Here is a 22,249-nt window from a genome sequence, read left to right on the forward strand (position 1 = left end):
TCTGAAGAGTTGCCCCGACGGGAATTACCACTGATAGCTTACGAAAATCTTGCCGTTACGGCCGTCCTGCGGAATGCCCTGAGGTGACCAGTATTCTTTGTCAAAGGCGTTGCCGAGCACCAGCGTCGTGGTCACGCCTTTGAGCTGCTCCTGGCCCTTATAGCTGACGTAGAAGTCATTGACCGCGTAGCCCGGCTGCTTGCTGTAGCTGCTGCTGATATGCGTTGAGCGATCGACAAAGGTGCCAATCCAGCCGACGGAAAAACCGCTCTGCGCCACCGGAATGTCCAGCTTGCTGGTGACGGTATCCGGGTTGATGCTGGAGATGTACTCGCCCGTATCGGTGTCTTTCCCGCGCGTGCGGTTATAGGCCAGGTCGAGGTTGAAGAGGTCGGCAGAGTATTTTGCCATCATGTCCCAGCCCCAGATTTTGGCGTTCGGAACGTTATAAGACATGGTGGTCGCGGCGGCAAAATTGACGGTGGTGGAGATATAGTCTTTAGCTTTGGTATCGAAATAGCTGGCTTTAAACTCCAGCGCATCGTTGGCAAGCAGCAGATCGTCAAAGCGCAGACCGAACCCAAACTCCTGCGTTTCGTTGGTTTCCGGGCGCAGGTTCGGGTTTGGCACCCAGTAGTTGGTATAGAAGCGGCCAATAGAGAAGTGTTTGGCGTCGTTGTACATCTCGCCCATAGTGGGCGCGCGGAACGCCTGCGCGTATGAGCCAAACAGCATCAGCCAGTCGGTCGGGCTGACGGTCAACCCGGCGCGGGAGGACCATTTATCGGCATCCACGTCGTCGTAGCCATTGCTGCTGCCGCGGTAGTTGTCATAGCGCGTACCGCCCAGCAGGGTGACCGGCAGATCGCGCAGGGTGATCTCATCCTGCAGCCAGCCGGAGCTGAAGTCGATTTTCGCCTCCGGGAAGCCGGTGGTCGCGCCGCCCGGATGCTGCTCCTGACGGTAGTATTCCCCACCGTAGGTCAGCAGATGTGCTGCAAACGTGTCGCTGAACAGGCGGGTGCGGTTTTCCACCTTGCCGCCTTTGGTGGTCTGCTTGCGGAACTCACCGCTGTTGTCGATATTCTGGGCATTAATGCGCGCTTCGGACCAGTAGACCTTCGCGTCGGCGTTCAGCCAGTCGTTACCTTCCGGGGCGATGCGGTAGCCCACCTGCGCGTCACGCTGGATGGTGGAGCGATCGGTCATCGGGTTACTGCTGTCCGCCCCGGTGGTTTGCGGGTTTTTTGGTTCCTGAGCATCATTGTTGTAGTAGCGCAGGGCGCCGCTCAGGGTCTGGGCCGGGTCGATTTTCCAGCTGCCTTTCGCCAGCATGTTATTGATGGACTCGTCGTTAGGGGCGGTTGCTCCGTCGCTCTGGCGGATATCACCGCGATCCCGGCTGGACCAGGCCACCAGACCGTCCAGCGTGTCGGTGCGGCCATAGGCGCTGGCCCCCATCCCAAGACTGTGATCGCCTGTCGCCCCCGTACCAAACACACGATAACCGCTGTTTTTACCCGTTTCCAGCAGGTCTTTTGCATCGACGGTGTCATAGGAAATCACGCCGCCCAGCGCGCCGCTGCCGTACAGCAGGGCCGACGGGCCGCGAATCACTTCAATACGTTTAATCAGCGCCGGATCGAGGAACGTGCTGTTCAGGTGGCCGGTGTCGGTGCCCTGACGCACGCCGTCAACCAGCACCAGCACGCCGCGACGATCGTAGCCGCGCAGGTTCACGTCCTGCCCGTTGGTGCGCCCGGTGCCGTCCAGCGTCAGGCCGGGAACGTTACGCAGCAGGTCGGCCGCCGAGCTGGCGGTTTGTTTCTCCGGCGCGCTGGCGTCAATCACGCTCACCATCATGGGGGCTTCAAAGGCGCTGCGGGCGTTGCCCGTGGCGGTGACGGTCATTTCATCTGCGGCAGCAAACGCGACGCCCGGCAGGGTGCTGACAATCGCCAGCGCCAGAAGTGACGGGCGTAAAGACGCGGAAGGCAGGTGTGGCATAGCAACTCTCCATAAAGAATCGAAAGCGCTGGCTGCCTGGGGATCACCTGGGTGGCTGGCGAAGTTTTTGGTTTATTTTGTGAGGATCAGTTTTCCGGCATGGGTCTGGCGCAGCAGATAGCGCTGGCCGTCATGCTCGATAATGACCCGCCCCGCATCGCCGAGCAGGGTTTTGCTGTCAATCCGACGCTCGGTAGGGGCTGGTGCTGTGTCTGTTTTTGCTGGCGTTGCCGCGCTGTTATCCGTACGTGACATAATGTTTATAAATAACAATCAATGTAACAATGATAATCATTATCAATAAACTGCAAATTTACGGCAAGCGTTTTTGTGAAAAAAGGGTGAGAGGATCAATATTGTGCAATTAAAAGCCCGGTGGCGGCTTCGCCTTACCGGGCCTACAACGGCACGAATCGTAGGCCGGGTAAGGCGAAGCCGCCCCCCGGCAGGATGTTAAAAGCGCGTGTCCACGGCTGCAGCCAGCTTCTCCAGCAGCAGCTCGCTGTCTTCCCAGCTCAGGCACGGGTCGGTGATCGACTGGCCGTACACCATCTGCTGGCCAGCAACGATTTTCTGCGTGCCTTCTTTGATAAAGCTCTCCGCCATAATCCCTGCAACGGCGGTTGAACCGCTGCGGATCTGCTGGCAGATCTCATCGCAGACGTCCAGCTGGCGGCGATGCTGCTTCTGGCAGTTGCCGTGGCTGAAGTCCACCACCAGATGTTCCGGCAGGTCGAATTCCGCCAGCGTTTCACAGGCCGCAGCAATATCTTGTGCATGATAATTGGGCTTCTTCCCGCCGCGCATAATGATATGCCCGTACGGGTTACCGCTGGTCTGGTAGATGGTCATGTGACCGCTCTTGTCCGGCGACAGGAACATGTGGCTGGCACGGGCCGCGCGGATGGCATCAACCGCAATACGGGTATTGCCATCGGTCCCGTTTTTAAAGCCGACCGGACAGGAGAGGGCGGAGGCCATCTCGCGGTGGATTTGGCTCTCGGTGGTGCGTGCGCCAATCGCGCCCCAGCTGATCAGATCGGCGATAAACTGCCCGGTCACCATATCAAGGAACTCGGTGGCGGTCGGCACGCCCAGCTCGTTGACCTGCAAAAGCAGCTTCCGCGCCAGCTCGATGCCGTGGTTCACGCGATAGCTGCCGTTGAGGTCAGGGTCGGAAATCAGTCCTTTCCAGCCCACCACGGTACGCGGTTTTTCAAAGTAGGTTCGCATCACAATCTCAAGGCGATGCTGGTACTTATCCCGCAGGCCCTGAAGCCGTTTTGCATAATCCATCGCGGCATCCAGATCGTGGATGGAGCAGGGACCAATCAGTACCAGAAGACGCTTGTCTTCACCATTGAGGATTTTTTCAATGCGGCGGCGGGAGGCCGTCACGTGTTCCGCAACGGCCGCGGAAACAGGATGCCGCTGGGCCAGTTCAGCCGGCGTGACCAGGCTGTCAATGCGCGCAGTGCGGAGTTCATCGGTTTTATTCATGGAATGTCTCAGAAAATTTTTGCTTCATCGGCAGACTACCGGGAAGTGATGGGCATCACCTTAAACCAATCCCTGCTGATTTCAAGTTCGGGGCGACGTAGCCCCGTGGTTGCCGATGATGATACCTGATTCTGAGCTAATGTACTAGCATATTAGTACATGCGGCGATTAAGCCCCATGATGTCGAGAATTTTGGTGGCAATTTCTTCCACAGAGTAGTTGGTGCTGTTCAGCCACGGGATCTGATTTTTGCGGTACAGGGCTTCCACTTCGGAGACCTCCATCCGGCACTGGCGCATGGAGGCGTAGCGGCTGTTCTCGCGGCGCTCTTCGCGGATGGCGGCAAGGCGCTCCGGATTAATGGTCAGCCCGAACAGCTTGTGCTGCAGTGGCTTCAGGGCGGCGGGCAGCACCAGGTTATCCATATCGTCAGCAATGAACGGGTAGTTGGCGGCGCGAATGCCGAACTGCATCGCCAGGTAGAGGCTGGTCGGCGTTTTGCCGCAGCGCGACACGCCAAGCAGGATCACCTGCGCCTGGTCGAGATTACGCAGCGAGATGCCGTCGTCGTGCGCGAGGGTATAGTCAATGGCGGCGATACGGGCATCATACTTGGTCAGGTTGCCGGGGTTCAGCCCGTGGGTACGGTGGGCGATAGGCGTTGGGTCGAGCTTCAGCTCGCTTTGCAGCGGAGCCACCAGCGCCTGCACGATATCCTGGCAGAAGCCTTCACTCTGCAGAATGATGGCGCGAATCTCGGGGATCACAATGGAGTAGAACACCAGCGGGCGGACGCCGGTCTGCTGGTAAATGGCGTCGATCTGGTCCTTCACCGCTTTGGCGCGGCTCTCATTTTCGACAAAAGGCAGCGTAATGCTGTTGATCGATACGGGAAACTGCGACATCACCGCGTGGCCCAGCACCTCGGCGGTGATCGCCGTACCATCAGAAATATAAAAAACGTGACGATCGACAGCACTATCCATTTTACCCACCCTGAATATCAGACGTAATTGTCTGAAAGCATAAATTAAAAAAGTAATTTACACAGCAAAGAACTTATCCTAATTATGAATGAAACGCTGTTTTTGATTTTCCTGAAAAGTGGATTTCATTTTTCAAATAGCGACTTTATTTTTGGGGTTTCTGGCTGAATATAGAGGAATCATCGGGTTAATCGTTGATGGGAAAGTATCCGAAAAGTTGAAAATTTAAATTGCTTACACGATTCACCGTTTTTTTAGCGGAAATAATTATGCCAGTATAAATACGTAGTCAGGTGTTTCTTACTCCGATCAAATATCACAAAAGGATTGTTTCGATGTCCAACAATGGCTCGTCACCGCTGGTGCTTTGGTATAACCAACTCGGCATGAATGATGTAGACAGAGTTGGGGGCAAAAATGCCTCCCTGGGTGAAATGATTACAAACCTGTCGGGTATGGGTGTCTCCGTACCGAACGGGTTTGCCACCACCGCCGATGCCTTTAACCTGTTTTTAGACCAGAGCGGTGTTAACCAGCGCATTTACGACCTGCTGGATAAAACGGATATTGATGACGTGACCGAGCTTGCGAAAGCCGGGGCGCAGATCCGCCAGTGGATCATCGACACACCTTTCCAGCCGGAACTGGAAAAAGCCATTCACGACGCGTACAACCAGCTCTCCGCTGACGATGCGCAGGCCTCCTTTGCCGTGCGCTCCTCTGCCACCGCAGAAGACATGCCGGACGCCTCGTTTGCCGGGCAGCAGGAAACCTTCCTGAACGTCCAGGGTTACGATGCGGTGCTGGTGGCGGTGAAGCACGTGTTTGCTTCCCTGTTCAACGACCGCGCCATCTCCTATCGCGTGCATCAGGGCTATGACCATCGCGGCGTGGCGCTCTCCGCTGGCGTGCAGCGCATGGTGCGCTCGGACGTGGGCTCATCCGGCGTGATGTTCTCCATTGATACCGAATCCGGCTTCGACCAGGTGGTGTTCATCACCTCCGCGTGGGGGCTGGGTGAGATGGTCGTGCAGGGTGCGGTAAACCCTGACGAATTCTACGTTCACAAGCCTACGCTGGCCGCTGGCCGCCCGGCGGTGGTGCGCCGCACCATGGGCTCGAAAAAAATCCGCATGATCTATGCCCCGACCCAGGAGCATGGCAAGCAGGTCAAAATTGAAGATGTACCGCAGGAGCTGCGCGACCGCTTCTCCCTGACCGACGCCGAAGTGCAGGAGCTGGCGAAGCAGGCGGTGCAGATCGAAAAACACTACGGCCGTCCGATGGATATCGAATGGGCGAAAGACGGGAATACCGGCAAGCTGTTTATCGTGCAGGCGCGCCCGGAAACCGTCCGCTCACGCGGCCAGGTGATGGAGCGTTACACGCTGCACGCCCAGGGCAAAATCGTGGCGGAAGGCCGTGCCATCGGTCACCGCATCGGTGCCGGTCCGGTGAAGGTGATCCACGACATCAGCGAGATGAACCGTATTGAGCCGGGCGACGTGCTGGTGACCGACATGACCGACCCGGACTGGGAACCGATCATGAAGAAAGCGGCGGCTATCGTCACCAACCGCGGCGGCCGTACCTGTCACGCGGCGATCATCGCCCGCGAGCTGGGGATTCCTGCGGTTGTCGGCTGCGGTGACGCCACCGAGCGCATGAAGGACGGGCAGAACGTGACCGTCTCCTGTGCCGAAGGCGATACCGGCTACGTGTACGCCGATATTCTCGACTTCAGCGTGAAGAGCTCCAGCGTGGATACCATGCCGGACCTGCCGCTGAAGATCATGATGAACGTCGGCAACCCGGACCGCGCGTTCGACTTCGCCTGCCTGCCGAACGAAGGCGTAGGCCTGGCGCGTCTGGAATTTATCATCAACCGTATGATCGGCGTTCACCCGCGTGCGCTGCTGGAGTTTGACGACCAGGAGCCGAAGCTGCAGAACGAAATCCGCGAGATGATGAAAGGCTACGACTCGCCGAAAGAGTTCTACGTCGGCCGTCTGACCGAAGGGATCGCGACGCTGGGTGCCGCCTTCTATCCGAAACGCGTGATTGTGCGCCTGTCTGACTTTAAGTCTAACGAATACGCCAACCTGGTGGGCGGCGAGCGCTACGAGCCGGAAGAAGAGAACCCAATGCTGGGCTTCCGCGGGGCCGGACGCTACGTGTCCGACAGCTTCCGCGACTGCTTCGCGCTGGAATGTGATGCGGTGAAGCGCGTGCGCAACGACATGGGGCTGACCAACGTCGAAATCATGATCCCGTTTGTGCGTACCGTGGATCAGGCGAAAGCGGTGGTGGACGAACTGGCGCGTCAGGGTCTGAAGCGCGGCGAGAACGGGCTGAAGATCATCATGATGTGCGAAATCCCGTCCAACGCCCTGCTGGCCGAGCAGTTCCTGGAGCACTTCGACGGCTTCTCTATCGGCTCGAACGACATGACGCAGCTGACGCTGGGTCTGGACCGTGACTCCGGCGTGGTTTCCGAGCTGTTCGACGAGCGCAACGAGGCGGTGAAAGCATTGCTCTCCCTGTCCATCCGCGCGGCGAAGAAGCAGGGCAAATACGTCGGGATTTGTGGTCAGGGGCCATCCGACCATGAAGACTTTGCCGCCTGGCTGATGGAGGAGGGGATCGATAGCCTGTCCCTGAACCCGGACACCGTGGTGCAAACCTGGCTGAGCCTGGCGGAACTGAACAAGTAACGCCACGCTGACCCGAAAAGGCGAGGATATTATTCCTCGCCTTTTTTATTTCCGCCCGAATATGCTCCCCATCACAAATAAAGTAAAAAACTAAATATCATAATTTGCCTGTCAATTTAGACAATTGTTAGCGCGCAAACCGTTGCTAATACTTGAGCCTTACATGCGCATTTCCCTTCAGATGATGCGCAACTGGTTGAAATACGTTTTAACCTGATAAAAAGGCAAATAACAATGACACTCTCCTCTGTATTGCGTACCAAAGATAAAATAGGTTATGGCTTAGGTGATATGGCCAGCGCGCTGGTCTGGCAAACGGCAACGTTATTTCTCGCCTATTTCTATACGGACGTTTTTGGGCTGCCCGCCGCAATCATGGGCACCATGTTTTTAGTGGTGCGCGTGGTCGATGCGTTTGTCGACCCGTGCATTGGCGCGCTGGTGGATCGCACTCAAACGCGCCACGGCCGTTTCCGTCCCTGGCTGCTGTGGTTTGCCATTCCGTTTGGCGTAAGCTGCCTCATTACTTTCTATGTACCGGACGTGGGGCCGACGGCGAAAATTATTTATGCCTGCCTGACCTACGCGATCTTAAGCCTGATTTACTCCGCCATTAACGTGCCTTACTGCGCCATGCCCGGTGCGCTGACGCTGGATCCGCGCGAGCGTCACTCCCTGCAGTCGTGGCGCTTTGGCCTGTCGTTTATCGGCGGGTTGATTGTGACGGTGATTGCCCTGCCGCTGGTCTCATTGTTAGGCCAGGGCAACGTGCAGAAAGGCTATTTCTACGCCATGAGTCTGATGGGGCTGCTGGGCATTGTGCTGTTTTTCTGCTGCTTCCTGATGACCCGCGAGCGTTATTCTCCGCGCAGTGATACTTCCGGCTCGATGCTCACCGATTTAAAACTGCTGGCCGGAAACAGCCAGTGGCGCATTGTGTTCCTGTTTAATATTTTGCTGTTAACGGCGGTGGTAACGCGCGGTTCCGCCACGATGTATTACGTGAACTATGTGCTGTTGCGCCCGGAGCTGGTTTTTGCCTTTATTGTTTCCGGAATGGTCGCCTCCTTAAGCGGCGCACTATTATCTGAACGGCTGCTGGGGAAATTTGACCGCGTGCGCGCCTACCAGTGGACCATTATTTCCTTCGTCATTTTCGGGGCGCTGATTTTCTTCCTGCCGCCTTCGCAGGTGTGGCTGATTTTTGGCCTCAACATTGTCTTTAGCTTTGTGCAAAACCTCACCACGCCGCTGCAGTGGACCATGTTCTCCGATGTGGTCGATTACGAAGAGCATCGCAGCGGCCGCCGCCTGGACGGGCTGGTTTTCTCTACCGCGCTGTTTGCCATCAAATTTGGGCTGGCGCTGGGTGGGGCGGTCGTCGGCTGGGTGCTTGGCATGGTGGATTACGCCCCGGGACAGGCAGCCCAGGCGCCGCACGTGCTCTCTACGATCAACGCCCTGTTCACCCTTATCCCTTGCGCGCTGTTCCTCTGCATGGTCGCGCTGCTTTCAATCTACAAGCTTAACAGCCGGCTGGTGGATTCCATCGCCCGGGAGCTGGCCAGCAAGCGTGAGGTGAGACCCGAAGCAGGGCCGCTCAGCCCGGCAACCCCTTCCGCACTACAGGAGTAAAACATGACAGCTATCTATAAGGACGCGGGACGTCCCGTGCACGAGCGCGTCGCCGATTTACTGGCGCGTATGACCCCGGAAGAGAAGTTCGCCCAGATGCATGCGTACTGGCTGATCCTCGATGAAAACGGCAACCACCGCGAGCGCAGCGATCTGAGCGACGAATTCGCCGGCGTGAGCGAGCAGGCTGCACTGAGCGAACGGCTGAAGCTGGGCGTCGGGCAGATCACCCGTCCGCTGGGTACCCATATCGTTGACGCGAAAACTGGCGTGCGCGCCGCTAACCGCCTGCAGCGCATGATGATGGAGGAGACGCGCCTCGGCATTCCGGCCCTGTTCCATGAAGAGTGCCTGGTGGGGCTGCTGTGCAAAGACGCCACGCTGTTCCCGTCGTCGCTGAACTACGGTTCGACCTGGGATCCGGAACTGGTGCAGCGCGCGGCAGAGCAGATTGGCAAAGAGGCGCGATCCGTCGGCTGCCAGCAGGGGCTGGCGCCGGTGCTGGACGTTTCCCGCGACGTGCGCTGGGGGCGAACCGAAGAGACCTTCGGGGAAGATCCCTGGCTGGTGGGCGTGATGGCGACCGCCTACGTGAAGGGCTTACAGGGCGGTAAGCGCGACCTGCTGGCGACGCTCAAGCACTACGTGGGCCACTCGTTCAGCGAAGGAGCGCGCAACCACGCCCCGGTGCATCTGGGCTTTAGCGAGCTGAACGACACCTTCCTGCTGCCGTTTGAAATGGCGGTCAAGCTGGCAAACGCCGGTTCGGTCATGCCCGCCTACCACGACATCGATAACCAGCCGGGGCACAGCGACAGCTTCCTGCTGACCACCGTCCTGCGCGAACAGTGGGGCTTCGACGGCATTATTGTGGCGGACTACGGCGGCGTCAGCCTGCTGCACCAGCATCACGGCATTTCCCACGATGCGGCCGAATCCGCCGCGCTGGCCTTCAACGCCGGGCTGGACGTCGAGCTGCCGAAAGATGACTGCGCGCGGCATCTGGCAGACGCCGTTGAGCGCGGGCTGATCTCTATGGCGAAAGTGGATGAGATTGTGGGCCGTGTGCTGACCGAAAAATTCCGTCTCGGCCTGTTTGAGAACCCGTATGCCGATGAAAACGGCATCGATCTGCAAAATGAGATGACCCGCCAGGTGGCGCGGGAGGTGGCGACAAAATCGATCACGCTGCTGGAAAACAACGGCATTCTGCCGCTAAATGGTAAGCCCCGCGTGGCGCTTGTGGGACCGACGGCAGACGATCCGCTGGCGTTGCTCAGCGGCTACAGCTTCCCGGTGCATCTGATCATCAGCGATATGGTTGAGGAGACCTCGCAGGTGACGACCCCGCGCGCGGCGCTGGAACACTACCTCGGCGCGTCTCAGGTCCGTTACGCCAAAGGGTGTCACATCATCGAGAAACGGATGGCGGGTGCGCCGGTCTTCCCGGGCGACAGCGGCGGCAAGCCGATGCAGCAGTCGCCGGTATCGCAAAGCACCGCCCTTATCCCCGAGGCTGTCAACGCCGCGCAGGAGAGTGACGTGGTGGTGGCCTGCGTGGGCGATCTCGCCGGGCTGTTCCAGAGCGGTACCGTGGGGGAAGGTTCCGACACCGACTCACTGAATCTGCCGGGCGTGCAGCAACAGCTGCTGGAGGCGCTGGTGGCGACGGGCAAACCGGTGATTGTCGTGATGACCGGCGGGCGTCCTTACACTCTTCAGGGCCTGGAGGACAAGGTGGCCGCGCTGATCGTGGCCTGGGCACCGGGGCAGGAAGGGGGCTGGGCCATTGCGGACGTGTTAACGGGACGTGCAGAGCCGCAGGGGCGTCTGGTGGTGAGCGTGCCGAAAAGCGCCGGGGCCATGCCGTATTACTACAATCACAAGCTCAAAAGCGGGGGCACGCCGTTTGCGTTCCACTTCGGTTCACGTTATCCGTTTGGCTTCGGCCTCGGCTGGACGACGTTTCGCTGGAATGCTGCCCGCGTCGCTGCAAGCAGCGTGCCGGTCGACGGCGAGGTGACGCTGAGCGTGGATATTACCAATACCGGAGAGCGCAGCGGCAGCGAGGTGGTGCAGGTTTACGTCAGGGATAAGGTCGCCACCCAGGTACGTCCGCTTCAGGAGCTGAAGGCCTTCCAGCGCGTCACGCTCTCGCCGGGCGAAACCGCCACGCTCAGCTTTACGCTGCCGGTGGAGATGTTCAACTTCACCCGTCGCGACGGGAAACGCATCGTTGAGCCGGGCGAGTTTGAACTGCAGGTTGGCGCATCGTCGGCGGATATCCGCCAGGTGGTGACGGTCAATGTGACCGGGGAAACGCGGGTGCTGCCTGCCGAGTGGCGGATGCTCAGTACCTGTGAGGTTACGCGCGCGTAGTCAGGATAAAAAAAAGCCCATCGTGGGAGATGGGCAAAGACTACACACAGCAATTCGTTGTTTCACTCAGGGGATTTCCATGCTTATAAATCAAGGTGTTGATTTATAACCGTGTGCTAATAGTAGGCATGTCCGCTTTTAGCGTCGATCGGATTCGTCTCAATAGTTAAAGAGATATAAAGAATTCTTGAGGTTATGAGCAGATTGAGTGCAGAAATTGCGGGTCTGACCAGTGTGCAACGAATAAATACTTTAGCAGCGTTAAAGTATTGGGTGGGGGAATGTAGGCCGGGTAAGCGTTAGCGCCACCCGGCAAAAACTTAATGCGTGTTCTTCTCTTCCAGCTCTTCCAGTTCGCTCAAAATCACGTCCGGGTCGGTTCCCGGCGGCGGAATTTCATGCACCCAGGCGGAGAACAGACGCCAGGTAACGGCGAGCAGCACCGGGCCGATAAACAGGCCAATCATGCCGAAGGCAATCAAGCCGCCAATCACCCCGGAGAGGATCAGGATCAGCGGCAGGTCGGCGCCCATACGGATGAGAATCGGGCGAATGACGTTATCCATGGTACCGACCACGCAGCTCCAGACCAGCAGCACCGTTCCCCACGTGGTATCTCCCGTCCAGTAGAGCCAGATAATGCAGGGCACCAGCACCAGCAGCGGCCCCAGTTGTGCAAGACAGGTCATCAGCATGACAACGGTGAATATCGTGGCATACGGTACGCCGGAAATCGCCAGACCAATACCGCCCAGCACCGCCTGCACCAGCGCGGTGACCACCACGCCCAGCGCCACCGCGCGTACGGCCTGCGCCGCCAGCAGTACCGCAGCGTCACCGCGTTTGCCCGCCAGGCGGGTGGCAAAGTGACGAACGCCCAAAGCCACCTGCTCACCGCGCCAGTAAAGCAGGGCGCTGAAGAGCAGCATCAGGGTACAGTGCATCATAAAGCGGCCAATATGCGCCGCCTGACCCACAAACCAGGTGGTGGTGGTGCCAATATATGGGCGCACTTTTGCCATCAGCGCGCTGCCGCCCATCTCCAGCAGGCTGTGCCAGCCGCTGTAGAGCTTGGCGCCCACGACCGGAATGCTGTTCAGCCAGGCGAGATCCGGCAGCGTGAGATCGCCGCTGGTCACGGCGCGGATCACCGGGCCGCTGGAGTCGACGAGACTGTTTACCAGCAGCGCAATGGGAATAATAAACAGCAGGAACAGCAGCAGCGTCATGACCAGCACCGCTAACCCGCGGCGGCCGAACAGCAGCTTCTGCAAGCGCAGCAGCAGAGGCCACGTGGCAACGACAACGGTCGCGGCCCAGGCGAAGCCAAGAATAAAGGGTTGAACAATCCACAGACACGCAATGATCATGAGGGCCAGGAACAGCACCGACAGCAAAATTTGCGCAACATCCCTGGGCTGGCGAAGATTGACCATAAATGAAACTTTCCTTAAAAGAACGCCAGCGCGGCTGGCGGGAACGGAAAACCGCATCTCTTTAATCATTAATGATCTCAGCGGTTTTTAACAGGCGGATTTTGCCCGTAATTCTACGAAGCACATAAGAAAAAAATGTGATAAAACTTTCCGGACACAACGCAAACGATTTCACATTACTCTAATTAGGGTCGACAGTCATGATCCCACAGATTTCCCAGGCACCCGGCGTCGTTCAGCTGGTGCTTAATTTTTTGCAGGCACTGGAGCAACAGGGTTTTACAGGTGATACCGCCACGAACTATGCCGACAGGCTGACGATGGCAACCGATAACAGTATTTACCAGCTTCTTCCCGATGCCGTCGTTTTCCCTCGTTCTACGGCCGACGTGGCGCTGATTGCCCGGCTCGCCACGCAGGAGCGCTTTGCCTCGCTGGTCTTTACGCCGCGCGGCGGCGGCACCGGGACCAACGGTCAGGCGCTGAACCAGGGCATTATTGTTGATATGTCGCGCTATATGAACCGCATCATTGAGATCAACCCGGAAGAGGGGTGGGTGCGGGTCGAAGCGGGCGTTATCAAAGATCAGCTTAACCAGTACCTCAAGCCTTACGGCTACTTTTTTGCCCCGGAACTTTCCACCAGTAACCGCGCGACCCTCGGCGGGATGATCAACACGGATGCCTCCGGTCAGGGCTCGCTGGTCTACGGCAAAACCTCCGATCATGTGCTGGGCGTGCGGGCCGTTCTGCTGGGCGGCGATATTCTCGATACGCAGCCGATGCCGGTCGAACTGGCGGAAACGCTGGGTAAAGATAACACCGCCAGCGGACGCATCTACCGTACCGTGCTGGAGCGCTGCCGCGACAACCGCCAGCTTATTCTCGACAAATTCCCCAAACTGAACCGCTTCTTAACGGGCTACGACCTGCGCCACGTCTTTAACGACGACCTGACCCAGTTCGATTTAACCCGCGTGCTCACCGGTTCCGAAGGGACGCTGGCGTTTATCACCGAGGCGCGGCTGGATATCACCCGCCTGCCGAAGGTGCGTCGTCTGGTGAACGTCAAATATGACTCTTTCGACTCCGCGCTGCGCAATGCGCCGTTTATGGTGGAGGCGAAAGCGCTGTCGGTTGAGACGGTCGACTCCAAAGTGCTCAACCTGGCCCGGGAAGATATTGTCTGGCACTCCGTCAGCGATCTCATTACCGACGTGCCGGACAAAGAGATGCTCGGTCTTAACATCGTGGAATTTGCTGGCGACGACGCGGAGCTGATTGAGCGTCAGGTCACCACGCTCTGCCAGCGACTGGATGAGCTGATTTCGCAGGGCGAAGGCGGCGTGATCGGCTGGCAGCTCTGTAACGATCTGGCCGGGATTGAGCGTATCTATGCGATGCGTAAAAAAGCCGTGGGTCTGCTCGGCAATGCGAAAGGGGCCGCGAAGCCCATTCCTTTTGCCGAAGATACCTGCGTGCCGCCTGAGCATCTGGCGGATTATATCGTCGAGTTTCGCGCCCTGCTGGACAGCCACGGCCTGAGCTACGGCATGTTTGGCCACGTCGATGCCGGGGTGCTGCACGTGCGTCCGGCGCTGGATATGTGCGACCCGCAGCAGGAGATCCTGATGAAGCAGATCTCCGACGACGTGGTGGCCTTAACCGCTAAATACGGCGGTCTGCTTTGGGGCGAGCACGGGAAAGGGTTCCGCGCAGAATACAGTCCGGCGTTCTTCGGCGAACAGCTCTATGCGGAGCTGCGCAAGGTGAAAGCGGCTTTCGACCCGCATAACCGCCTCAACCCGGGTAAAATCTGCCCGCCAGAAGGCGTGGACGCCCCCATGCTGCAGGTGGATGCCGTCAAGCGCGGCACCTACGACAGACAGATCCCGATTGCGGTGCGCTCCTCCTGGCGCGGCGCGATGGAGTGCAACGGCAACGGCCTGTGCTTTAACTTTGACGTGAAAAGCCCGATGTGCCCGTCGATGAAAATCACCAGCAACCGTATTCATTCGCCGAAAGGGAGGGCGACGCTGGTGCGCGAGTGGCTGCGTCTGCTGGCCGACCGCGGCGTCGATCCCCTGAAGCTGGAGCAGGAGCTGCCGGATAAACGGGCCAGCCTGCGCTCGCTGATTGAGCGCACCCGCAACAGCTGGCATGCCAACAAGGGCGAGTATGATTTCTCCCATGAGGTGAAAGAGGCGATGTCCGGCTGTCTGGCCTGTAAAGCCTGCTCTACCCAGTGCCCGATTAAAATCGACGTCCCGGAATTCCGCTCGCGCTTCCTGCAGCTTTACCACACGCGCTATCTGCGTCCGGTGCGCGACCATCTGGTGGCGACGGTAGAGAGCTATGCGCCGCTGATGGCGCGCGCGCCGAAGACCTTCAACTTCTTTATCAACCAGCCGCTGGTGCGCAAGCTTTCCGAAAAGCATATCGGCATGGTCGATCTGCCGCTGCTGTCGGTGCCGTCTCTGCAGCGCCAGCTCGTCGGGCATCGTTCGGCGAACATGACCCTGGAGCAGCTGGAGGCGCTCACGCCTGAGCAAAAAGCGAAGGTGGTGCTGGTGGTGCAGGATCCGTTTACCAGCTACTACGATGCCCAGGTGGTTGCGGACTTCATCCGCCTGTCGGAAAAGCTGGGCTATCAGCCGGTTGTGCTGCCGTTCTCGCCCAACGGCAAGGCGCAGCACATTAAAGGCTTCCTGACGCGCTTTGCGAAGACCGCGCAGAAAACATCTGACTTCTTAAACCGCGTGGCGCAACTCGGGATACCGATGGTCGGCGTCGACCCGGCGCTGGTGCTGTGCTACCGCGATGAATACAGGCAGACGCTGGGCGATAAGCGCGGTGATTTCCACGTCATGCTGGTGCACGAGTGGCTGCCGACGGCCCTGGAAGACAAAGCGGTTCAGGACGTCAGCGGTGAGCCGTGGTATCTGTTCGGACACTGCACGGAAGTCACCGCGCTGCCTGGCGCCCCCGCGCAGTGGGCGTCCGTCTTTGCCCGCTTCGGCGCGAAGCTGGAGAGCGTTAGCGTGGGCTGCTGCGGTATGGCCGGCACGTACGGACACGAAGTGAAAAACCACGCCAACTCGCTCGGCATTTATGAGCTGTCCTGGCATCAGGCGATGCAGCGCTTGCCGCGAAACCGCTGTCTGGCGACGGGATACTCCTGCCGCAGCCAGGTGAAACGGGTAGAGGGTAACGGCGTACGCCACCCATTGCAGGCTTTACTGGAGATAATTGGATGATCTGGAAACGTGCCGTGACGCTGCAGGCGCTGAACGCCATGGGCGAGGGGAATATGGTGGGGCTGCTGGATATCCAGTTCACCCGCATTGGCGACGATGACATTGAGGCCACCATGCCTGTCGATCATCGCACCCATCAGCCGTTTGGTTTATTGCACGGCGGGGCGTCCGTCGTGCTGGCCGAAACCCTGGGCTCGGTGGCGGGGTATCTCTGTACCGAAGGGGAGCAGAAGGTGGTCGGACTCGAGGTGAATGCTAATCATATCCGCTCGGTACGCAGCGGGCGCGTGCGCGGCGTGTGCCGCGCGCTGCACGCCGGTAGTCGCCACCAGGTGTGGCAGATTGACATTCTCGACGAGCAGGATCGCCTGTGCTGCTCTTCAAGGTTGACGACAGCGGTCGTGTAAAGTTTTCAGATGTTTTGCCTTTGGTCAAAAACTAGCCAGCGGGTTGTGATATACTGGTCAGGTTTTGTACATAAGCGAGGACATCATGGATACTGAAATAACCCCAACACAGCTGGCAATTGAATATTTACGTCGCGATAAGAGCAATCTGTCCCCGGCGCAGTACCTGAAAAAGCTGAAACAGCTTGAGCTGGAATTTACAGATTTGCTGGCGCTCTCTTCGAATGAGCTGAAAGAAGAGATCTACTTTGCCTGGCGGTTGGGCGTTCACGTCCATTGAGAGAGTAATGTTGAAAAGGCCGCAACTGCGGCCTTTTTTGTGCCTGAGATTCAGTATTTAGCGGGGAGCTTGTTGATTTTGATAAGCCTGCCTTCTTCCATTTCGATAAATCCGCCGGTTTTCAAATCCGCCAGAATGCGCATCACGCCGCTGCGGGAGAGGTGGGTTTTCTCCCTGATATACTTTTCCGCCGTCACGCTGAGCCGATAACCCTCCTCTTCTTCCGTCAGCTTCATTAACTGCTGGCGAATCATCTCATACGCCGTCGGCGCGCCCTGCGGCATCACGTTGTTATAGAGACGGCTATACACATACATGAGCTGTTGAGAGAGCAGTCCCCAAAGCGCCTTCTCTTGAATAATGGCATTCACCCTTTCTGTGGTGATCGTCCCGATCAGGCACGGGCTGACGGTCTTAAGATAATCACTAAAATAGATATCAGTGAGGTTAGCGAGGCCGAAAACAGCAGGGCTTCGGGCCGTAGACAGCATCATGTTATCGCTTCTTCTGTAGACGGCGATGGTTCCTTCAAGAATTAAATAGCACATACCCTGACCATTGACCTGCAGGTCCAGCCGCTCGCCGCGGGCGGTATGTCGCGTTGTGCAATCAGGTAACAGGTGTGAAATAAGCGCTTGCGCGTGGGGAGAACCCCGCTGAGACTTTTCTGGAAGGGACATGGTTGCCGACAGCCTTTAAAAAAACCTGGCTAATTATAGCGCTTCTCTTTGGGACGGGTAAGCGAGTTGCTTGTTATTGCATGATACCGTACGCGATTGCCGGGTGGCGGTTACGGCACCCGGCATTTTCCTCAGACGTTCGCCGCACTTATCAGCCGCGACTTCATGGACTGATACGCCGATGCGGCATAGTCCTCTGCCCAGCGCTGGTCCTCAATGGCCTCCAGCTGCACCGCGCAGTACTTCGTTTCCGGGGTTTTGGAGATGGGATCGAGGTTATCCTGGGTTAGCTCGTTGCAGGCGCCAATCCACCACTGATAGGTCATATAAACGGCTCCGGCGTTGATGCGCTCGCTGATGCTGGCGCGGGTAATCACTTTCCCGCGACGTGAACGTACCCAGACCAGCTGTCCGTCGGTAATGCCCAGCTTGTCCGCATCGGCAGGGTTCATTTGCACCCGGCCCGGCTCGTCGGCCAGGCTTTGCAGCGCGGCGCAGTTCCCGGTCATGGAGCGGCAGGAGTAGTGGCCGACCTCGCGGACCGTACAGAGCACCAGCGGGAAATCCGCATCCGGAGTTTCCGCCGGCGCGCGCCACGGTGCGGCAAAGAGCTGCCCTTTACCGCTCGGGGTATCGAACTGATTATCTTTGTACAGGTACGGCGTACCGGGATGATCCAGCGTCGGGCACGGCCATTGAACGTGACCCATCTCGCCCATTTTTTCATACGTCACGCCGTAGAAGAGCGGGCACAGCTCGCGCATCTCGTCCCAGATTTGCTGGTTGGAGTCATAATGCATCGGGTAGCCCATCTCGGTGGCGAGCAGGCTGATGATCTCCCAGTCGCGCTTCACGTTGCCGCTGGCTTCAATGGCTTTGCCAAAACGCTGGAAGCCGCGATCGGCACAGGTAAAGACGCCGCCGTGTTCACCCCATGAGGTAGCCGGAAGCAGAACGTCCGCCACCTCTGCCGTTTTGGTCATAAAGATGTCCTGAACCACGACAAAATCGAGCGCCTCAAAACCGCTGCGCACCAGGCCGAGATCGGCTTCGGTCTGAAGCGGATCTTCTCCCATGATGTAATAGGCTTTGACCTTGCCTTCCAGCGCAAGATGCGGCACTTCGGTAATGCGCGTCCCGACGCGATCGTCCATTTTATTGACATCAATTCCCCAGGCATCGGCGAACTTCTGCCGGACCGCCGGGTCGGTCACATCCTGATAGCCGGGGAACATATTCGGCAGGACGCCCATATCGCAGGCACCCTGGACGTTGTTCTGACCGCGCACCGGCCCGACGCCGACGGCGGGGCGACCGAGATTCCCGGTCAGCAGCGCCAGGCTGGAAAGCCCTTTGACCACGTCAACGGCCTGACCAAACTGGGTCACGCCCATTCCCCACATCACGGTAGCGGAAGGAGCCGCCGCGAACGTGCGCATCGCCTGGCGGACATCACGGGCGGGGATGCCGGTAAGATATTCGACCTTCTCAGGCGCATAGTCTTTTACCGTTTGCCGGTAGGCCTCAAGCCCTTCCGTAAAGCGCGCCACGTAGCTTTTGTCGTACAGCTCCTCTTCCAGCAGCACATAGCCAAAGGCGTTCACCAGCGCCATGTTGCTGCCGTTTTTCAGCTGAAGATGTTGGTCGGCAATACGCGCCGTTTCAATACGGCGCGGATCGCAGACAATAATTTTTGCGCCGTTTTCACGCGCTTTCAGCACGCGGCGGGCAACGATAGGGTGGGAGTCCGCGCAGTTATAGCCAAACACCAGCAGGCATTTTGAGTTTTCAATATCGTTAATGGAGTTGCTCATCGCGCCGTTGCCGAGCGTTTCCTGTAAACCCGCCACGGACGGGCCATGACAGACGCGCGCGCAGCAGTCCACGTTGTTGGTGTTCAGCACCGCGCGGGCAAACTTTTGCATCACGTAGTTGGTTTCATTGCCGGTGCCGCGAGAGGAGCCGGTGGTCATGATCGACCGCGGCCCGTGCTGCGCTTTAATGCTGCTGAGCCTGTGGGCGGTGTAGCGGATCGCCTCTTCCCAGGTAACGGGGGTGAAGGCTTCGCCTTTGCGGTAGCGGATCATGGGCTGGGTAAGGCGGGGGGTGAGAAGACGGGTGTCGTTGAGGAAGTCCCAGCCGTAAAACCCTTTCAGACATAAGGTGCCCTGGTTTGTGACCCCCTCTGCCGCTTCGGCACGGATGATACGGTTATTTTCAACGACAAGGTTCAATTTACAGCCTGCACCGCAGTACGGGCAGACGCTGGCGATCTTTTTCATCAATAACAGACCTGTTAAGAAATGAAGCAAAGTTGACTGGAAAAACCAGTCCCGTATGCGGAGATAAGCAGAAAGCGTGCCAGGTTGGCTTTGCGTGAATTACAGGGTGTTATGGGGGAGGGCGCGTGTCATCGTCAGGCCGATCGTCAGTTTTGACGATGACACGTTAGGGGGTGCGGCGGGCAGGAACTCAGAGATCGTCCATGGTGTAACCCACCACGATTTCCAGCGTCTTACGAATCACATCCGCCTGAACCACGTCGTTGGTGGATTCCAGCGTCTGAATGAGCCAGAGGATGATCGCTTTATTGGAAAGATGGCCTTCAGAGGCCAGAACACAGCGTACTGCAGTAGAAAAAATAGCGGACTCTTCAGCAAAACGATCGCCTGCATGGCGGAAATACTCCGCCAGAGCACTGTCTAAAAAAGCAGAGTGATATTCGGGTTGAAGCTGAATATTTTGTCTCATTTGTTCTCACCGTAGCTGTTAAATTGCAGTCAATGTATTTTTTTGGGATCGGACGGTTTTCCACTTCCAAATAACGGCACTACATTGTCTCGGTTATCGTTGAGAGATCCCTCTCTTTTTGTTCGTCCTTGCGCGGTTCTGCGACGTGTAAAGGCGATGCTGTTTGAGCCGATCTCGGCAATCACCATCGCAAGTGTCTCCCGCCGCTGGGGATCCTTTTCATGTTCTTTCATGACCCGCAGACGCTGTAGCAAGCCTTCTGTTGTCACCGGCCCCCGCTCTTTCAGAAGAGAGAGAACGGCTTCACCGATAAGCTGGTCTATCAGTCGGTCTGCGTTACTGCGATTCATATCCTTACCGTTCGAAGAGCAGACCAAGCAGCATGTGGTAATGCTCTTCCTCTTCCGGCCCATCGGCCTTTTCGAGGCGGCTGAGCAATTTTGTACAAAGCGATTTGCGATTAAGGTTTCGCCCGTCGCTGAGAATTTCAACAACCACCTGGCCCAGCGTTTCCTGTTGGGTCGGAAGCGCGGCTTTTTCGAAGTACTGTGCGATTGCTGCTGCGGAATCTGCGACGTAACCTTTCTGCTGCATGTTTCGCTCCTGTAAAATTTTGTAATCAGTAACGTTACATTTAAGGTATACACAATTTCCAAATCTGTACATCTAAAATGTACAAATTTTTAGATTTTTTACGATATATCTTATAAATCATTTATTTTTCATTGCGTTGGGTTGGCGTTGTGATGGGGGTTGAGTGCAGGATATATTGTACAAAAAGCGCATGTGCTGGTAAGTTGTACAGCCGAGTCAAACGGTCCCATTAACTGCCGTAAATGGTTGAGATGTAAATTATTTGTCAGGCAATTAATGTGCTATAAATGAACATTCCCCACGTCTTTCGTGGCCAAAACCCTAACCCCCAGGAATAGCATGCTCACAACCATCATTTACCGCAGTCATATCTGCGAGGACGTTCCAGTGAAAGCGCTGGAAGCAATGGTCGCTGCTGCAAATCGTAAAAATCGGCAATCCAATGTCACGGGGATCCTGCTGTTTAACGGCACACATTTTTTTCAACTGCTTGAAGGGCCGGTGGAGCACGTTTCGGCTATCTATGAGCAGATCTGCAACGACCCGCGCCACCATAACGTGGTCGAGTTGATGCGCGATCACGGCCCTGTCCGGCGTTTTGGCAACGTGGGTATGGAGCTTTTTGATTTGCGCCACTTCGACCGGGACGAGGTGCTGCAGCAGATACTTAATAAGGGGACGACACGCTACCAGCTGGCCTATAACGATCGCCCTCTGCAGTTTTTCCGCACCTTTGTCGAGGCCACGGAAAAAGCGAACTATTTTGAACTGCCGCCTGCGGATACATGGGATTTCGTTCGCGAAGAGACGCGTTTGTCCGCACAGCCTGAGGTGGTCGCGAAAGGGGCGGATTGCAGCTTCGCGTTCCAGCCGATAGTCGATCCGTTTATGCAGCAGGTTGTCTCCTGGGAGGCGCTTCTCCGCACCCCGTCCGGCGACTCGCCGGGGGCCTATTTCGCCAGCCTTCCGCAGGAGGAAGTGTACACCTCTGATTTGCAGAGCAAGCAGGTGGCTCTGTCTATGGCCAGCGCGCTGGGGTTACAGGACCAGACGTTATCCCTGAACCTGCTGCCTATGACGCTGGTTAACATTCCCAACGCCGTGGATTTTCTGCTCACCGCGATTGAAGCAAACGGGTTTGTACCTGAGCAAATCGTGGTGGAGTTCACCGAGAGCGAAGCCATTTCCCGTTTTGATGAATTCACGGATTCGGTCAGGCAGTTAAAAAGCGCGGGTATCAGCGTGACGATCGATCACTTTGGTGCCGGTTTTGCCGGGCTGCAGCTGCTGGCCCACTTCCAGCCTGACAGAATTAAGATTAATCGCGATCTGGTCGCGAACGTGCATAAAAGTGGCCCCCGACAGGCCATCATTCAGGCGATCATCAAATGCTGTTCCTCGCTTGAAATCCAGTTCTGCGCGGTGGGGGTAGAGAAGGCAGAAGAGTGGATGTGGCTGGAATCTGCGGGAATTTCCCAGTTCCAGGGGCATCTTTTTGCCAGCCCCCGGCACGGCGGGATTCCAGCCATTGCCTGGCCGGAGAAAAAGTTCGAATTGTGATAAAGCTGTACACAATCTGGCAGACGTTACTGTACGAACGGTAAATTTTATTCAACAATGTAT

The 22,249-nt window shown here is 57.4% G+C and carries 17 protein-coding genes and 1 other RNA gene; 7 read left to right on the forward strand and 11 right to left on the reverse strand.

The window, feature by feature from the left end; translation table 11 throughout:
- Positions 1–24: 24 nt before the first annotated feature.
- From LLF79_RS13500 to ppsR, 4 genes are all read right to left on the reverse strand, one after another.
- Positions 25–2,007: a TonB-dependent hemoglobin/transferrin/lactoferrin family receptor gene (locus LLF79_RS13500; RefSeq protein ID WP_227879633.1), complete on the reverse strand. Its 1,983-nt coding sequence runs from the start codon at positions 2,005–2,007 to the stop codon at positions 25–27.
- A gap of 72 nt (positions 2,008–2,079) precedes the next feature.
- Complete coding sequence (gene hemP / locus LLF79_RS13505; RefSeq protein ID WP_021241095.1) at positions 2,080–2,262, reverse strand: hemin uptake protein HemP; 183 nt, start codon at positions 2,260–2,262, stop codon at positions 2,080–2,082.
- Between the two features lie 198 nt (positions 2,263–2,460).
- Positions 2,461–3,507 (reverse strand): 3-deoxy-7-phosphoheptulonate synthase AroH, encoded by a 1,047-nt coding sequence (gene aroH, locus LLF79_RS13510; RefSeq protein WP_227879634.1) that lies wholly within the window; start codon positions 3,505–3,507, stop codon positions 2,461–2,463.
- 152 nt (positions 3,508–3,659) lie between these two features.
- Positions 3,660–4,493 (reverse strand): posphoenolpyruvate synthetase regulatory kinase/phosphorylase PpsR, encoded by an 834-nt coding sequence (ppsR, locus tag LLF79_RS13515; RefSeq protein ID WP_008500644.1) that lies wholly within the window; start codon positions 4,491–4,493, stop codon positions 3,660–3,662.
- A gap of 335 nt (positions 4,494–4,828) precedes the next feature.
- On the opposite strand from ppsR, the gene ppsA reads away from it, so the two are divergent.
- From ppsA to LLF79_RS13530, 3 genes are all read left to right on the forward strand, one after another.
- Positions 4,829–7,207: a phosphoenolpyruvate synthase gene (gene ppsA / locus LLF79_RS13520; protein ID WP_045415087.1), complete on the forward strand. Its 2,379-nt coding sequence runs from the start codon at positions 4,829–4,831 to the stop codon at positions 7,205–7,207.
- 234 nt (positions 7,208–7,441) lie between these two features.
- Positions 7,442–8,842, forward strand: a complete 1,401-nt coding sequence (locus LLF79_RS13525) for an MFS transporter (RefSeq protein ID WP_021241098.1) — start codon at positions 7,442–7,444, stop codon at positions 8,840–8,842.
- A gap of 3 nt (positions 8,843–8,845) precedes the next feature.
- Positions 8,846–11,221: a glycoside hydrolase family 3 N-terminal domain-containing protein gene (locus LLF79_RS13530; protein ID WP_227879635.1), complete on the forward strand. Its 2,376-nt coding sequence runs from the start codon at positions 8,846–8,848 to the stop codon at positions 11,219–11,221.
- Between the two features lie 5 nt (positions 11,222–11,226).
- Here LLF79_RS13530 and rprA read toward each other — a convergent pair.
- Positions 11,227–11,334, reverse strand: an RNA gene (gene rprA / locus LLF79_RS13535) — antisense sRNA RprA.
- 207 nt (positions 11,335–11,541) lie between these two features.
- Positions 11,542–12,657, reverse strand: a complete 1,116-nt coding sequence (gene ydiK, locus LLF79_RS13540; RefSeq protein WP_021241100.1) for an AI-2E family transporter YdiK — start codon at positions 12,655–12,657, stop codon at positions 11,542–11,544.
- A gap of 200 nt (positions 12,658–12,857) precedes the next feature.
- On the opposite strand from ydiK, the gene LLF79_RS13545 reads away from it, so the two are divergent.
- From LLF79_RS13545 to LLF79_RS13555, 3 genes are all read left to right on the forward strand, one after another.
- Positions 12,858–15,914 carry an FAD-binding and (Fe-S)-binding domain-containing protein gene (locus LLF79_RS13545; RefSeq protein WP_227879636.1) on the forward strand — a complete coding sequence of 1,019 codons (3,057 nt, stop codon included), beginning with the start codon at positions 12,858–12,860 and terminating at the stop codon, positions 15,912–15,914.
- Complete coding sequence (menI, locus tag LLF79_RS13550; RefSeq protein WP_008500638.1) at positions 15,911–16,321, forward strand: 1,4-dihydroxy-2-naphthoyl-CoA hydrolase; 411 nt, start codon at positions 15,911–15,913, stop codon at positions 16,319–16,321. The genes LLF79_RS13545 and menI overlap by 4 nt, the downstream gene beginning before the upstream one ends.
- 85 nt (positions 16,322–16,406) lie before the next feature.
- Entirely contained in the window at positions 16,407–16,601 is a 195-nt protein-coding gene (locus LLF79_RS13555; protein ID WP_003857766.1) for a YdiH family protein, read from the forward strand.
- A gap of 50 nt (positions 16,602–16,651) precedes the next feature.
- Here LLF79_RS13555 and LLF79_RS13560 read toward each other — a convergent pair whose 3' ends face one another.
- The 5 genes from LLF79_RS13560 to ycgZ all read right to left on the reverse strand — a co-directional run bounded on the left by LLF79_RS13560 (position 16,652) and on the right by ycgZ (position 20,626).
- A complete protein-coding gene (locus LLF79_RS13560; RefSeq protein ID WP_023327183.1) occupies positions 16,652–17,281 on the reverse strand; it encodes a helix-turn-helix domain-containing protein in 630 nt (209 codons plus the stop codon).
- Positions 17,282–17,412: 131 nt separating this feature from the next.
- On the reverse strand, positions 17,413–19,563 hold the full coding sequence (fdhF, locus tag LLF79_RS13565; protein ID WP_227879638.1) for a formate dehydrogenase subunit alpha: 2,151 nt from the start codon (positions 19,561–19,563) through the stop codon (positions 17,413–17,415).
- Positions 19,564–19,753: 190 nt separating this feature from the next.
- Positions 19,754–20,032 (reverse strand): biofilm/acid-resistance regulator YmgB/AriR, encoded by a 279-nt coding sequence (locus LLF79_RS13570; RefSeq protein ID WP_008500635.1) that lies wholly within the window; start codon positions 20,030–20,032, stop codon positions 19,754–19,756.
- A gap of 29 nt (positions 20,033–20,061) precedes the next feature.
- Positions 20,062–20,382 carry a hypothetical protein gene (locus LLF79_RS13575; RefSeq protein WP_021241105.1) on the reverse strand — a complete coding sequence of 107 codons (321 nt, stop codon included), beginning with the start codon at positions 20,380–20,382 and terminating at the stop codon, positions 20,062–20,064.
- A gap of 4 nt (positions 20,383–20,386) precedes the next feature.
- Complete coding sequence (gene ycgZ, locus LLF79_RS13580) at positions 20,387–20,626, reverse strand: regulatory protein YcgZ (RefSeq protein WP_008500634.1); 240 nt, start codon at positions 20,624–20,626, stop codon at positions 20,387–20,389.
- Between the two features lie 339 nt (positions 20,627–20,965).
- Here ycgZ and LLF79_RS13585 point away from each other — a divergent pair, with 339 nt between their 5' ends.
- On the forward strand, positions 20,966–22,186 hold the full coding sequence (locus LLF79_RS13585; protein WP_025911631.1) for a diguanylate phosphodiesterase: 1,221 nt from the start codon (positions 20,966–20,968) through the stop codon (positions 22,184–22,186).
- Positions 22,187–22,249: the final 63 nt, after the last annotated feature.

Origin of the sequence: Enterobacter cloacae complex sp. 2021EL-01169, from assembly GCF_020733125.1 — a bacterium.
Taxonomy (GTDB): Bacteria; Pseudomonadota; Gammaproteobacteria; order Enterobacterales; family Enterobacteriaceae; genus Enterobacter; species Enterobacter roggenkampii.